11 protein-coding genes are annotated in these 13822 nt (G+C 61.6%); 10 read left to right on the plus strand and 1 reads right to left on the minus strand.

What is annotated here, in order from left to right:
- Positions 1 to 24: 24 nt before the first annotated feature.
- Positions 25 to 630, plus strand: coding sequence for an START domain-containing protein (locus tag CCOS191_RS08195; protein WP_046854763.1), 606 nt, complete (start codon positions 25 to 27; stop codon positions 628 to 630).
- 69 nt (positions 631 to 699) lie between these two features.
- Here the strand turns inward: CCOS191_RS08195 and gltA are convergent, their stop codons facing one another.
- Positions 700 to 1989, minus strand: a complete 1290-nt coding sequence (gene gltA, locus CCOS191_RS08200) for a citrate synthase (RefSeq protein ID WP_046854764.1) — start codon at positions 1987 to 1989, stop codon at positions 700 to 702.
- A 352-nt stretch (positions 1990 to 2341) separates the two neighbouring features.
- Here gltA and sdhC point away from each other — a divergent pair, with 352 nt between their 5' ends.
- From sdhC to sucD, 9 genes are all read left to right on the plus strand, one after another.
- A complete protein-coding gene (sdhC, locus tag CCOS191_RS08205) occupies positions 2342 to 2728 on the plus strand; it encodes a succinate dehydrogenase, cytochrome b556 subunit (RefSeq protein ID WP_023628897.1) in 387 nt (128 codons plus the stop codon).
- Positions 2722 to 3090 carry a succinate dehydrogenase, hydrophobic membrane anchor protein gene (gene sdhD, locus CCOS191_RS08210; RefSeq protein ID WP_023628896.1) on the plus strand — a complete coding sequence of 123 codons (369 nt, stop codon included), beginning with the start codon at positions 2722 to 2724 and terminating at the stop codon, positions 3088 to 3090. The genes sdhC and sdhD overlap by 7 nt, the downstream gene beginning before the upstream one ends.
- 3 nt (positions 3091 to 3093) lie before the next feature.
- Complete coding sequence (sdhA, locus tag CCOS191_RS08215; RefSeq protein ID WP_023628895.1) at positions 3094 to 4866, plus strand: succinate dehydrogenase flavoprotein subunit; 1773 nt, start codon at positions 3094 to 3096, stop codon at positions 4864 to 4866.
- 11 nt (positions 4867 to 4877) lie between these two features.
- On the plus strand, positions 4878 to 5582 hold the full coding sequence (locus tag CCOS191_RS08220) for a succinate dehydrogenase iron-sulfur subunit (protein ID WP_012315348.1): 705 nt from the start codon (positions 4878 to 4880) through the stop codon (positions 5580 to 5582).
- A gap of 246 nt (positions 5583 to 5828) precedes the next feature.
- On the plus strand, positions 5829 to 8660 hold the full coding sequence (locus CCOS191_RS08225) for a 2-oxoglutarate dehydrogenase E1 component (RefSeq protein ID WP_046854765.1): 2832 nt from the start codon (positions 5829 to 5831) through the stop codon (positions 8658 to 8660).
- A gap of 42 nt (positions 8661 to 8702) precedes the next feature.
- Entirely contained in the window at positions 8703 to 9929 is a 1227-nt protein-coding gene (gene odhB / locus CCOS191_RS08230; RefSeq protein WP_046854766.1) for a 2-oxoglutarate dehydrogenase complex dihydrolipoyllysine-residue succinyltransferase, read from the plus strand.
- Between the two features lie 90 nt (positions 9930 to 10019).
- Complete coding sequence (gene lpdA / locus CCOS191_RS08235) at positions 10020 to 11456, plus strand: dihydrolipoyl dehydrogenase (protein WP_046854767.1); 1437 nt, start codon at positions 10020 to 10022, stop codon at positions 11454 to 11456.
- A 172-nt stretch (positions 11457 to 11628) separates the two neighbouring features.
- Complete coding sequence (sucC, locus tag CCOS191_RS08240; RefSeq protein ID WP_023629628.1) at positions 11629 to 12795, plus strand: ADP-forming succinate--CoA ligase subunit beta; 1167 nt, start codon at positions 11629 to 11631, stop codon at positions 12793 to 12795.
- A complete protein-coding gene (gene sucD / locus CCOS191_RS08245) occupies positions 12795 to 13679 on the plus strand; it encodes a succinate--CoA ligase subunit alpha (protein ID WP_004376004.1) in 885 nt (294 codons plus the stop codon). Before sucC ends, sucD begins: the two co-directional genes overlap by 1 nt.
- Positions 13680 to 13822 lie beyond the last annotated feature (143 nt).

Here is a 13822-nt window from a genome sequence, read left to right on the forward strand (position 1 = left end):
TCCTCGACAACAAGGAACAAGATGATGAGATCGATCAAGCGTATTGCACTGCTGTGTGGCATGGGTGTCGTGCTGGCACCGGCGGCCTGGGCCGAGAACTGGCAGGTGGCCAAGGACGAGGAGGGGATCAAGGTATCCCTCAGCGAGGTGGCCGGTTCCAAGTACAAGGCCTACCGTGGCGTGACCGTGATCAAGGCGCCGCTGGCCAAGGTCAAGGCGTTGCAGGAGGACGTGGTCGGGGCCTGCGCCTGGATCCATGAGTGCAAGTCGCAGAAACTGCTCAAGAGCGAGGGCGACCAGAGCTGGACCTACACCCAGTTCAATACGCCATGGCCGGTGACGCCACGCGATTCCGTCCTGCATGTGACCACTGTCCAGGAGGCTGATGGCAGCCTGACCCGCAAGCTTGAGGAGCAGCCGAAGTATCTGCCGGAGGAAAAGGGCTTCGTGCGCGTCGCCCAGGTAGAGGGCTACTGGAAGCTGGTGCCCAAGGGTGACAGCACCGAGGTGACCTATCAGGTGCACACCGAGCCAGGTGGCAGCGTGCCGTCCTGGCTGGCCAACAAGTTCGTGGTGGATGCACCGTTCAATACCCTGAAGGGGTTGAAGGAGCGTGCCGAGAAACAGTGATCGGCGCCGGTAATGCAGAAACAAGAAAGGCTGCCCGAGGGCAGCCTTTTTGCGTTCGGCCGAAAAGGCTTACTTGCGGTCTTTCAGCTCGACGATGTCACGCTGCTCGTAGCCGGTGTACAGCTGGCGCGGGCGGCCGATCTTGTACGGGCTGGAGAGCATTTCCTTCCAGTGCGAGATCCAGCCGACGGTCCGCGCCAGGGCGAAGATCACGGTGAACATGCTGGTCGGAATACCGATGGCCTTGAGGATGATGCCCGAGTAGAAGTCGACGTTCGGGTACAGCGAGCGCTCGACGAAGTACGGATCGGTCAGGGCGATCTCTTCCAGGCGCATGGCCAGTTCCAGCTGCGGGTCGTTCTTGATGCCCAGCTCGCTGAGCACTTCATCGCAGGTCTTCTTCATCACGGTGGCGCGCGGGTCGCGGTTCTTGTACACGCGGTGACCGAAGCCCATGAGCTTGAACGGATCGTTCTTGTCCTTGGCCTTGGCGATGAACTTGTCGATGTTCGAGACATCGCCGATTTCATCGAGCATGGTCAGCACGGCTTCGTTCGCACCGCCGTGGGCCGGGCCCCACAGTGCGGCGATGCCGGCGGCGATACAGGCGAACGGGTTGGCGCCCGAGGAGCCCGCCAGGCGCACGGTGGAGGTGGAGGCGTTCTGCTCGTGGTCGGCGTGGAGGATGAAGATCCGGTCCATCGCCTTGGCCAACACCGGGCTGATCGGTTTGATCTCGCACGGGGTGTTGAACATCATGTGCAGGAAGTTTTCCGCGTACGACAGGTCGTTGCGCGGGTACATCATGGGTTGGCCCATGGAGTACTTGTAAACCATCGCGGCCAGGGTCGGCATTTTCGCGACCAGGCGTACCGCGGAGATTTCGCGGTGCTGCGGGTTATTGATGTCCAGCGAGTCGTGATAGAACGCCGACAGGGCGCCGACCACGCCGCACATCACCGCCATCGGGTGGGCGTCGCGGCGGAAGCCGTTGAAGAACGACTTCAGCTGCTCGTGAACCATGGTGTGGTTCTTCACGGTGCTGACGAACTGGGCCTTCTGCTCGGCATTCGGCAGTTCGCCGTTGAGCAGCAGGTAGCAGGTCTCGAGGTAGTCCGACTGTTCGGCGAGCTGTTCGATCGGGTAGCCGCGGTGCAGCAGCACGCCCTTGTCGCCATCGATGTAGGTGATCTTCGACTCGCACGAGGCGGTCGCCATGAAACCAGGGTCGAAGGTGAAGTGGCCTGATGCCCCCAACCCGCGGACGTCGATAACATCGGGACCAACGGTGCCGGTTAAAATGGGCAGCTCGACGGGGGCAGCGCCCTCGATGATCAACTGCGCTTTTTTGTCAGCCATGTGGCCTCCTATTAATGCTTGAAATCATCAGACAGACCCCCCACGCAGGGCCCGCACCACTATAGAGGGATAAATTCGAATGTCAATTTGCCTAAAGGCTGGTTGAAACGCCCTCTGAGGCCTGATTTTTCACGAAATTCTCGCCCGTTTACGCCTTTTGTCCCTTAAAGGCAATGCGCTATTTGGGCTAGCCCCTCACGTTGTCATAAGCAGCCTAACTGTCTATACTCGGCAGCCGACTCCCAGGGGCTTTCAAGCCCGCCCTGCTGGGTGTCGTCGCTCTCCTGGGTGGTGGGTACCTGACCAGTACACTTACCAACAACTTTGCCCTGTTAGCTAGGGGCTCTTCAGTGTGAAAAAAGCCGTGAAAAGCCAACGACCTGTAAACCTAGACCTAAGGACCATCAAACTCCCGATCACCGCGTACACGTCCATTCTTCACCGTATTTCCGGCGTCATCCTCTTCCTCGGCCTTGCCATCATGCTGTACGCACTGGGCAAGTCGCTGGGTTCGGAGGAAGGCTTTGCCGAGGTGAAGGCGTGTCTGACCAGTCCGCTGGCCAAACTGGTGACCTGGGGCCTGCTGTCCGGCCTGCTGTACCACCTCGTGGCAGGTGTGCGCCACCTGATCATGGACATGGGTGTCGGTGAGACGCTGGAAGGCGGCAAGCTGGGCTCGAAAATCGTGATCGTCATCTCCGTGGTGCTGATCGTTCTGGCAGGAGTTTGGGTATGGTAACTAACGTCACGAACCTGTCGCGTTCGGGCCTCTACGACTGGATGGCGCAGCGCGTCTCGGCGGTCGTTCTCGCGGCTTACTTCATTTTCCTGATCGGCTACCTCGCCGCCCACCCGGGCATCGACTACGCCCAGTGGCACGCTCTGTTCACCAACAATGCGATGCGCATCTTCAGTCTGCTGGCCCTCGTTGCCCTGGGCGCCCACGCCTGGGTCGGCATGTGGACCATTGCCACCGACTACCTGACGCCGATGGCGTTCGGCAAGTCGGCGACTGCGATTCGTTTCCTGTTCCAGGCGGTATGCGGCGTTGCGATGTTCGCTTACTTCGTCTGGGGTGTGCAGATTCTCTGGGGTATCTGATTCATGGCTAACATTCCAACCATTTCCTTCGACGCCATCATCATCGGTGGCGGCGGCGCGGGCATGCGCGCAGCACTGCAACTGGCTCAAGGCGGCCACAAGACCGCCGTAGTCACCAAGGTGTTCCCGACCCGTTCGCATACCGTTTCCGCCCAGGGCGGCATCACCTGCGCCATCGCTTCGGCCGACCCGAACGACGACTGGCGCTGGCACATGTACGATACCGTCAAGGGTTCCGACTACATCGGTGACCAGGACGCTATCGAATACATGTGTCAGGAAGGCCCGGCCGCGGTCTTCGAACTGGACCACATGGGCCTGCCGTTCTCGCGTACCGAAACCGGCCGTATCTACCAGCGTCCGTTCGGTGGCCAGTCCAAGGACTTCGGCAAGGGTGGCCAGGCTGCCCGTACCTGCGCAGCCTCCGACCGTACCGGTCACGCGCTGCTGCACACCCTGTACCAGGGCAACCTGAAGGCAGGCACCACCTTCCTCAACGAGTACTACGCCGTTGACCTGGTGAAGAACCAGGACGGCGCGTTCGTCGGTGTGATCGCGATCTGTATCGAAACCGGCGAAACCATGTACATCAAGTCCAAGGCCACCGTGCTGGCGACTGGCGGTGCTGGCCGTATCTACGCCTCCACCACCAACGCCCTGATCAATACCGGCGACGGTATCGGCATGGCCCTGCGTGCCGGCGTGCCGGTGCAGGACATCGAGATGTGGCAGTTCCACCCGACCGGCATCGCCGGCGCCGGTGTACTGGTCACCGAAGGTTGCCGCGGTGAGGGTGGCTACCTGATCAACGCCCACGGCGAGCGCTTCATGGAGCGTTACGCGCCGAACGCCAAAGACCTGGCCGGCCGCGACGTGGTCGCCCGTTCCATGGTCAAGGAAATCATCGCCGGCAACGGCGTGGGCCCGAACAAGGACCACGTGCTGCTGAAGCTGGATCACCTGGGCGAGGAAGTGCTGCACAGCCGCCTGCCAGGTATCTGCGAGCTGTCCAAGACCTTCGCCCACGTCGACCCAGTGGTCGCGCCGGTACCGGTCGTGCCGACCTGCCACTACATGATGGGCGGCGTTGCCACCAACATTCATGGTCAGGCCATCACCATGGACGCCGAAGGCAAGGATCACATCATCCCGGGCCTGTTCGCCGTGGGTGAAGTGGCTTGCGTATCGGTCCACGGCGCCAACCGCCTGGGCGGCAACTCGCTGCTCGACCTGGTGGTGTTCGGCCGTGCCGCCGGCCTGCACCTGGAAAAGGCGCTGACCGAAGGCGTCGAGTACCGCGATGCCAGCGACACCGACGTCGATGTTGCCCTGAACCGCCTGAACAAGCTCAACGAGCGTACCAGCGGCGAAGACGTGGCAAGCCTGAAGCGCGAGCTGCAGAGCTGCATGCAGAACTACTTCGGTGTATTCCGTACCGGCGAATACATGCAGAAGGGTATCGAGCAACTGGCTGGCCTGCGTGACCGCATCGCCAACGTCAAGATCAACGACAAGTCCCAGGCCTTCAACACCGCGCGTATCGAAGCGTTGGAGCTGCAGAACCTGCTGGAAGTCGCCGAAGCTACCGCCATCGCGGCCGAAGCCCGTAAAGAGTCCCGCGGCGCGCACGCCCGTGAAGACTTCGAAGACCGTGACGACGAGAACTGGCTGTGCCACACCCTGTACTACCCGGGTGAGAAGCGCGTTGCCAAGCGCGGCGTCAACTTTGCGCCGAAGACAGTTCCTGCCTTCGAACCAAAAGTCCGGACTTACTAAGGGTGGCTGCTATGTTGAAAGTCGAAGTTTATCGCTACAACCCCGACACCGACTCGGCGCCCAAGATGGAGTCGTTCGACGTCGATACCGGCGGCAAGGACCTGATGGTTCTGGACGTGCTGGCACTGATCAAGGAAAAGGACGAGGGCTTCTCGTACCGTCGCTCCTGCCGTGAAGGCGTGTGCGGTTCCGATGGCATGAACATGAACGGCAAGAACGGCCTGGCCTGCATCACCCCGCTGTCGGGCGTGGTCAAGGGCAACAAGCTGGTGCTGCGCCCGCTGCCTGGCCTGCCGGTCATTCGTGACCTGGTGGTCGATATGAGCATCTTCTACAAGCAGTACGAGAAGGTGAAGCCATTCCTGCAGAACGACACGCCGGCTCCGGCCATCGAGCGTCTGCAGTCGCCGGAAGACCGCGACAAGCTGGACGGTCTGTACGAGTGCATCCTGTGCGCTTGCTGCTCGACCTCCTGCCCATCGTTCTGGTGGAACCCGGACAAGTTCCTGGGCCCCGCCGCCCTGCTGCAGGCCTACCGTTTCCTGGCCGACAGCCGCGACACCAAGACTCAGGAGCGCCTGGCGTCCCTGGATGACCCGTTCAGCGTGTTCCGCTGCCGCGGGATCATGAACTGCGTGAACGTTTGCCCGAAGGGTCTGAACCCGACCAAGGCGATCGGCCACGTACGTAACATGCTGCTGCAAAGCGGCACCTGATTCAAAGCGTTGTACCTGCAGTAAGCCGAGGTGCGGGTGGTGAGCCCGCACTGAGGTAAAACCCGAGCAAGGGCCCACAAAGCCCGCGCTCATTACCTATGAAGATATGAGACCAGCAGGGGCTTTCCGGGCTGGTACCCGGAAAATCAGCAGGATCCAAGTGGCGTGGTTCAGTCGCTGTGTTCGGACTTTTCCAGGTTTGCTGTGGCTCTCGCCGATCAGTCCCCTAACCGAGGGTGACCAAGCATGCAAGAAAGCGTGATGCAGCGCATGTGGGAAAGCGCCCACCTTTCAGGTGGTAACGCTGCATATGTGGAAGAGCTTTATGAGCTCTACCTGCACGACCCTAACGCTGTGCCAGAAGAGTGGCGCACCTACTTCCAGAAGTTGCCCGCCGACGGCAGCACCGCTACCGATGTATCGCACTCGACGATCCGCGACCATTTCGTACTGCTGGCAAAGAACCAGCGCCGCGCCCAACCGGTTTCCGCCGGGAGCGTGAGCAGTGAACACGAGAAGAAGCAGGTTGAAGTGCTGCGACTGATCCAGGCCTATCGTATGCGCGGCCATCAGGCTGCCAAGCTCGACCCGTTGGGGTTGTGGCAGCGTCCTGCGCCCGTAGACCTGTCGATCAATCACTACGGCTTGACCAATGCCGATCTTGATACGACCTTCCGTGCCGGCGACCTGTTCATCGGCAAAGAGGAAGCGAGCCTACGCGAAATTTCCGAAGCGCTGCAGAAGACATATTGTCGCACCATTGGCGCCGAGTTCACCCACATCGTCGATTCCGAGCAGCGCAGCTGGTTCCAGCAGCGTCTGGAAAGCGTGCGTGGCCGTCCGGAATTCTCCGCTGACGTGCAGGCCCACCTGCTCGAGCGCGTCACGGCCGGTGAGGGCCTGGAGAAGTACCTGGGCACCAAGTACCCGGGCACCAAGCGCTTCGGCCTCGAGGGCGGCGAAAGCCTGATCCCGATGCTGGACGAAATGATCCAGCGCTCCGGTTCCTACGGCACCAAGGAAGTCGTGATCGGCATGGCCCACCGCGGCCGCCTGAACGTGCTCGTCAACACCTTCGGCAAGAACCCGCGCGAGCTGTTCGACGAGTTCGAAGGCAAGAAGATGAACGAGCTGGGCTCCGGTGACGTGAAGTATCACCAGGGCTTCTCCTCCAACGTGATGACCGCCGGCGGCGAAGTTCACCTGGCCATGGCGTTCAACCCTTCCCACCTGGAAATCGTCTCGCCAGTGGTGGAAGGTTCGGTTCGCGCCCGCCAGGATCGCCGCAACGACACCGTTGGCGACAAGGTCCTGCCGATCTCGATCCACGGCGACGCAGCGTTCGCCGGCCAGGGCGTGGTCATGGAAACCTTCCAGATGTCGCAGACCCGCGGTTTCAAGACCGGCGGCACCGTGCACATCGTGATCAACAACCAGGTTGGTTTCACCATCAGCAACCCGCTGGACTCGCGTTCCACCGAGTACGCCACCGACGTTGCCAAGATGATCCAGGCGCCGATCCTGCACGTGAACGGCGATGACCCGGAAGCGGTGCTGTTCGTCACCCAGCTGGCCATCGACTACCGCATGCAGTTCAAGCGTGACGTGGTCATCGACCTGGTCTGCTACCGTCGCCGCGGCCACAACGAGGCCGACGAGCCAAACGGTACCCAGCCGCTGATGTACCAGCAGATCAGCAAGCAGCGCACCACCCGTGAGCTGTATGCCGACGCCCTGATCCAGGCCGGCCGCATCGATGCCGAGCGCGCCCAGGCCAAGATCGACGACTACCGCAACGCGCTGGACAACGGCCTGCACGTGGTCAAGAGCCTGGTCAAGGAGCCGAACCGCGAGCTGTTCGTCGACTGGCGCCCCTACCTGGGCCATGCCTGGACCGCGCGTCACGACACCCGCTTCGACCTCAAAACCCTGCAGGAACTGTCGGCCAAGCTGCTCGAACTGCCGGAAGGCTTCGTCGTCCAGCGCCAGGTGTCGAAGATCTACGAAGACCGCCAGAAGATGCAGGCCGGTGGCTTGCCGATCAACTGGGGTTACGCGGAGACCATGGCCTACGCCACCCTGCAGTTCGAAGGTCACCCGATCCGCATGACCGGCCAGGACATCGGCCGTGGCACCTTCTCGCACCGTCACGCGGTGCTGCACAACCAGAAGGACGCCAGCACCTACGTGCCGCTGCAGAACCTGTTCCCGGGGCAGCCGCGTTTCGACCTGTACGACTCCTTCCTTTCGGAAGAAGCGGTACTGGCCTTCGAATACGGCTACTCGACCACCACGCCGAACGCGCTGGTGATCTGGGAAGCCCAGTTCGGCGACTTCGCCAACGGCGCGCAAGTGGTGATCGACCAGTTCATCACCAGCGGCGAGCACAAGTGGGGCCGCCTGTGCGGTCTGACCATGCTGCTGCCACACGGCTATGAAGGGCAGGGCCCGGAGCACTCCTCCGCGCGTCTGGAGCGTTACCTGCAGCTGTGCGCCGAGCACAACATCCAGGTGTGCGTGCCAACTACCCCGGCACAGATCTACCACCTGCTGCGTCGTCAGGTCATCCGTCCGCTGCGCAAGCCGCTGGTCGTGCTGACGCCCAAGTCGCTGCTGCGCCACAAGCTGGCCATCTCGACCCTGGAAGACCTGGCCGAAGGCTCGTTCCAGACCGTGATCCCGGAAATCGATACCCTCGATCCGGCCAAGGTCGAGCGCATCGTCCTGTGCAGCGGCAAGGTCTACTACGACCTGCTGGAAAAACGCCGTGCCGAAGGCCGCGAAGACATCGCCATCGTGCGTATCGAGCAGCTGTATCCGTTCCCTGAGGACGACCTGGTCGAGATCCTTGCGCCTTACACCAACCTCAAGGCAGCGGTGTGGTGTCAGGAAGAACCGATGAACCAGGGCGCCTGGTACAGCAGCCAGCACCACATGCGCCGTATCCTGGGCCGCCACAACAAGGCACTGGTCCTGGAATACGCCGGCCGCGACGCATCCGCCGCGCCAGCCTGTGGTTACGCTTCGAAGCACGCCGAACAGCAGGAAAAACTGCTGCAAGACGCCTTCACTGTCTAACGCCTTCGCGCACCTGAAACCGAATTTAAGGAAACACAGATAATGGCTATCGAGATCAAAGCCCCAACCTTCCCGGAATCGGTTGCCGATGGCACCGTTGCCACCTGGCACAAGCAGCCGGGCGACGCCGTCAAGCGTGACGAGCTGATCGTCGACATCGAAACCGACAAAGTCGTCCTGGAAGTCCTGGCCACCGCCGATGGCGTGCTGGGCGCCATCGTCAAGGGCGAGGGCGACACCGTCCTGTCCGACGAAGTGCTGGGTTCGATCGTTGAAGGCGGCGCCGCAGCCGCTGCACCAGCTGCCGCTCCGGCCGCTGCTGCTCCGGCTGCCGCTGCTGCCGCCGACGCTGGTGAAGACGACCCGGTTGCCGCGCCTGCCGCGCGCAAGCTGGCCGAAGAGAACGGCATCGACCTGGCTACCGTTGCCGGCACCGGCAAAGGCGGTCGCATCACCAAGGAAGACGTGGTTGCGGCTGTTGCCAACAAGAAGTCCGCGCCTGCCGCCGCTCCGGCTGCCAAGCCTGCCGCTGCTGCCGCCGCCCCGGTTGTGGTTGCCGCCGGCGACCGCACCGAGAAGCGCGTGCCGATGACCCGCCTGCGCGCCAAGATCGCCGAGCGTCTGGTCGAAGCCCAGTCGAACATGGCGATGCTGACCACCTTCAACGAAGTCGACATGACCGAAGTCATGGCCCTGCGTTCGAAGTACAAGGACCTGTTCGAGAAGACCCACAATGGCGTGCGCCTGGGCTTCATGTCGTTCTTCGTCAAGGCTGCCACCGAGGCGCTGAAGCGCTTCCCGGCGGTCAACGCCTCGATCGACGGCAACGACATCGTCTACCACGGTTTCGCTGACGTCGGCGTCGCCGTCTCCAGCGATCGCGGCCTGGTGGTACCGGTGCTGCGCAACGCCGAGTCGATGTCGCTGGCCGAAATCGAGAACGGCATCGCCACCTTCGGCAAGAAGGCCCGTGACGGCAAGCTGTCGATCGAAGAGATGACCGGCGGTACCTTCACCATCACCAACGGTGGTACCTTCGGCTCGATGATGTCGACCCCGATCGTCAACCCGCCGCAGGCTGCCATCCTGGGCATGCACAACATCATCCAGCGCCCGATGGCCATCAATGGCCAGGTCGTGATCCGTCCGATGATGTACCTGGCGCTGTCTTACGATCACCGCCTGATCGACGGCAAGGAAGCGGTAACCTTCCTGGTGACCATCAAGAACCTGCTGGAAGATCCGTCTCGCCTGCTGCTGGACATCTAATCAACTAGCTGCGCGCCGCCGGCCCCGTTCTTCAAGAGACGGGGCCGTGCGGTACGCGGCTTGTAGCTTGTAGCTGATAAGGAATCTTTTATGACCCAGAAATTCGACGTAGTGGTGATTGGTGCAGGTCCTGGCGGCTATGTTGCCGCCATCAAGGCTGCCCAACTCGGTCTGAAGACTGCCTGTATCGAGAAGTACACCGACGCCGAGGGCAAGCTGGCCCTGGGCGGCACCTGCCTGAACGTAGGTTGCATTCCTTCCAAGGCGCTGCTGGACAGCTCCTGGAAGTACAAGGAAGCCAAAGAGAGCTTCAACGTCCACGGTATCTCCACTGGTGAAGTGAAGATGGACGTCGCCGCGATGGTTGGCCGCAAGGCCGGCATCGTCAAGAACCTGACCGGCGGTGTTGCCACCCTGTTCAAGGCCAACGGCGTTACTTCGATCCAGGGCCACGGCAAGCTGCTGGCCGGCAAGAAAGTCGAAGTCACCAAGGCTGACGGCACCACCGAAGTCATCGAAGCCGACAACGTGATCCTGGCTTCCGGCTCGCGTCCGATCGACATTCCACCGGCTCCGGTCGACCAGAACGTCATCGTCGACTCCACCGGCGCCCTGGAATTCCAGACCGTACCGAAGCGCCTGGGCGTCATCGGTGCCGGCGTGATCGGCCTGGAACTGGGCTCGGTCTGGGCTCGCCTGGGTGCCGAAGTCACCGTCCTGGAAGCCCTGGACACCTTCCTGATGGCTGCCGACACTGCCGTGTCGAAAGAAGCCCAGAAGACCCTGACCAAGCAAGGCCTGGACATCAAGCTGGGCGCTCGCGTCACCGGCTCGAAAGTCAATGGCAACGAAGTCGAAGTCACCTACACCAACGCCGAAGGCGAGCAGAAGATCACCTTCGACAAGCTGATCGTCGCGGTCGGCCGTCGTCCGGTGACCACTGACCTGCTGGCTGCCGACAGCGGTGTGACCATCGACGAGCGTGGCTACATCTTCGTCGATGACCACTGCGCTACCAGCGTTCCGGGCGTATTCGCCATCGGTGACGTGGTACGTGGCATGATGCTGGCGCACAAGGCCTCGGAAGAGGGCATCATGGTCGTCGAGCGCATCAAGGGTCACAAGGCCCAGATGAACTACGACCTGATCCCGTCGGTCATCTACACCCACCCGGAAATCGCGTGGGTCGGCAAGACCGAACAAGCCTTGAAGGCCGAGGGTGTTGAGGTTAACGTAGGCACCTTCCCGTTCGCGGCCAGCGGCCGTGCGATGGCAGCCAACGATACCGGTGGTTTCGTCAAGGTCATCGCCGACGCCAAGACCGACCGCGTCCTGGGTGTTCACGTGATTGGCCCATCGGCTGCCGAACTGGTACAGCAGGGCGCGATCGCAATGGAATTCGGCACCAGTGCCGAGGATCTGGGCATGATGGTCTTCAGCCATCCGACCCTGTCCGAAGCGTTGCATGAAGCAGCGCTGGCGGTGAATGGCGGTGCCATTCACGTCGCCAACCGTAAGAAGCGTTAATTATAAGAAACCACGGCGGTCTGCCCGTCGTGGGTCTTGCGTGCAAGACTCACCGCGGAACGTCCGCCGGACCGGATCACATGGGAAAACCCGGGGTCAACGGTCACAGGTGGTGCGGCGCCAGTAATGGCGCAGCGCCGAAGCGCAGTACCTAACGAAGACGGTAAAAAGCATGAATCTTCACGAGTATCAGGGTAAGCAGCTGTTCGCTGAATACGGCCTGCCAGTTTCCAAGGGTTTCGCAGTCGACACCCCTGAAGCTGCAGCAGAAGCCTGCGACAAGATCGGCGGTTCCGAGTGGGTTGTAAAAGCCCAGGTCCACGCTGGTGGTCGCGGTAAAGCGGGCGGCGTCAAGCTGGTTCGCAGCAAGGAAGACGCCAAGGCGTTCGCTGCCCAGTGGCTTGGCAAGAACCTGGTTACCTACCAGACCGACGCCAATGGTCAGCCAGTTTCCAAGATCCTGGTCGAATCCTGCACTGACATCGCCAAAGAGCTGTACCTGGGCGCTGTAGTCGATCGTTCGAGCCGCCGCATCGTGTTCATGGCTTCCACCGAAGGTGGCGTGGACATCGAGAAAGTTGCTCACGACACTCCTGAGAAGATCCTCAAGGCCACCATCGATCCGCTGGTCGGCGCTCAGCCGTTCCAGGGTCGCGAGCTGGCGTTCCAGCTGGGCCTGGAAGGCAAGCAAGTTCAGCAGTTCGCCAAGATCTTCGTAGGCCTGGCCAAGCTGTTCAAGGATCACGATCTGGCCCTGCTGGAAGTGAACCCGCTGGTGATCAAGGCCGATGGCGATCTGCACTGCCTCGATGCCAAGATCAACATCGACGCCAACGCCATGTACCGTCAGCCTAAGCTGAAGACCTTCCACGACCCGTCGCAGGACGACGCCCGTGAAGCCCACGCCGCCAAGTTCGAACTGAACTACGTTGCCCTCGAAGGCAACATCGGCTGCATGGTCAACGGTGCCGGCCTGGCCATGGGTACCATGGACATCGTCAACCTGCACGGCGGCAAGCCTGCCAACTTCCTCGACGTTGGCGGCGGCGCTACCAAAGAGCGCGTTACCGAAGCGTTCAAGATCATCCTGTCCGACAGCAATGTCGCGGCCGTACTGGTCAACATCTTCGGCGGCATCGTTCGCTGCGACATGATTGCCGAAGGCATCATCGGCGCGGTGAAAGAAGTCGGCGTCAAGGTTCCGGTCGTCGTTCGCCTCGAAGGCAACAACGCCGAACTGGGCGCTAAAGTACTGGCAGAAAGCGGTTTGAACATCATTGCGGCAACCAGCCTGACCGACGCTGCTCAACAAGTTGTCAAAGCTGCGGAGGGCAAGTAATGAGCGTCCTGATCAATAAAGACACCAAAGTCATCTGCCAGGGCTTCACCGGCTCGCAGGGTACTTTCCACTCCGAACAAGCCATCGCCTACGGCACCAAGATGGTCGGCGGTGTCACCCCGGGCAAGGGTGGCACCACCCACCTGGGCCTGCCGGTGTTCAACACCGTGAAAGAAGCCGTAGAAGCTACCGGCGCTGACGCGTCGGTCATCTACGTACCGGCTCCTTTCTGCAAGGACTCGATCCTGGAAGCCGCCTTCGGTGGCATCAAGCTGATCGTCTGCATCACCGAGGGTATCCCTACCCTCGACATGCTGGACGCCAAGGTCAAGTGCGACGAGCTGGGCGTGACCCTGATCGGCCCGAACTGCCCAGGCGTGATCACTCCGGGCGAGTGCAAGATCGGCATCATGCCAGGTCACATCCACCTGCCAGGCAAGGTCGGTATCGTTTCGCGTTCCGGCACCCTGACCTACGAAGCTGTCAAGCAGACCACCGACGCCGGCTTCGGCCAGTCGACCTGCGTCGGCATCGGCGGTGACCCGATCCCGGGCTCCAACTTCATCGACATCCTGAAGCTGTTCCAGGAAGACCCGAAGACCGAAGCGATCGTCATGATCGGTGAGATCGGCGGTTCCGCTGAAGAAGAAGCCGCGGCCTACATCAAGGCCAACGTGACCAAGCCAGTCGTTTCCTACATCGCCGGTGTTACCGCACCTGCGGGCAAGCGCATGGGCCACGCTGGCGCCATCATTTCCGGTGGCAAGGGTACTGCGGACGAGAAGTTCGCCGCCCTGCAGGACGCTGGTGTGAAAACCGTGCGTTCCCTGGCTGACATCGGCAAGGCCCTGGCCGAGCTGACTGGCTGGGAAGTCAAGAAGTAAGTAACACGCAATACCCCCCACGCGCACAAAGGCCACCTTCGGGTGGCCTTTGTCGTTTTGGCGGCGGCGTAATCTGTCGCGAAGTGAACTGTAGGAGCGGCTTTAGCCGCGATGCAGGCACCGCGAGGTATGGCACCCGCTTT

It is taken from the genome of Pseudomonas sp. CCOS 191 (genome assembly GCF_001007005.1).
GTDB classification, from domain to species: Bacteria; Pseudomonadota; Gammaproteobacteria; order Pseudomonadales; family Pseudomonadaceae; genus Aquipseudomonas; species Aquipseudomonas soli.

Excerpts from the sequence above, each read along its gene's own strand:
- sucD (WP_004376004.1), top strand. The coding sequence starts at position 12,795 with ATGAGCGTCCTGATCAATAAAGACACCAAAGTCATCTGCCAGGGCTTC.
- CCOS191_RS08195 (WP_046854763.1), top strand. The coding sequence starts at position 25 with ATGAGATCGATCAAGCGTATTGCACTGCTGTGTGGCATGGGTGTCGTG.
- odhB (WP_046854766.1), top strand. The coding sequence starts at position 8,703 with ATGGCTATCGAGATCAAAGCCCCAACCTTCCCGGAATCGGTTGCCGAT.
- lpdA (WP_046854767.1), top strand. The coding sequence starts at position 10,020 with ATGACCCAGAAATTCGACGTAGTGGTGATTGGTGCAGGTCCTGGCGGC.
- sucC (WP_023629628.1), top strand. The coding sequence starts at position 11,629 with ATGAATCTTCACGAGTATCAGGGTAAGCAGCTGTTCGCTGAATACGGC.
- CCOS191_RS08225 (WP_046854765.1), top strand. The coding sequence starts at position 5,829 with ATGCAAGAAAGCGTGATGCAGCGCATGTGGGAAAGCGCCCACCTTTCA.
- sdhD (WP_023628896.1), top strand. The coding sequence starts at position 2,722 with ATGGTAACTAACGTCACGAACCTGTCGCGTTCGGGCCTCTACGACTGG.
- gltA (WP_046854764.1), bottom strand. The coding sequence starts at position 1,989 with ATGGCTGACAAAAAAGCGCAGTTGATCATCGAGGGCGCTGCCCCCGTC.
- sdhA (WP_023628895.1), top strand. The coding sequence starts at position 3,094 with ATGGCTAACATTCCAACCATTTCCTTCGACGCCATCATCATCGGTGGC.
- CCOS191_RS08220 (WP_012315348.1), top strand. The coding sequence starts at position 4,878 with ATGTTGAAAGTCGAAGTTTATCGCTACAACCCCGACACCGACTCGGCG.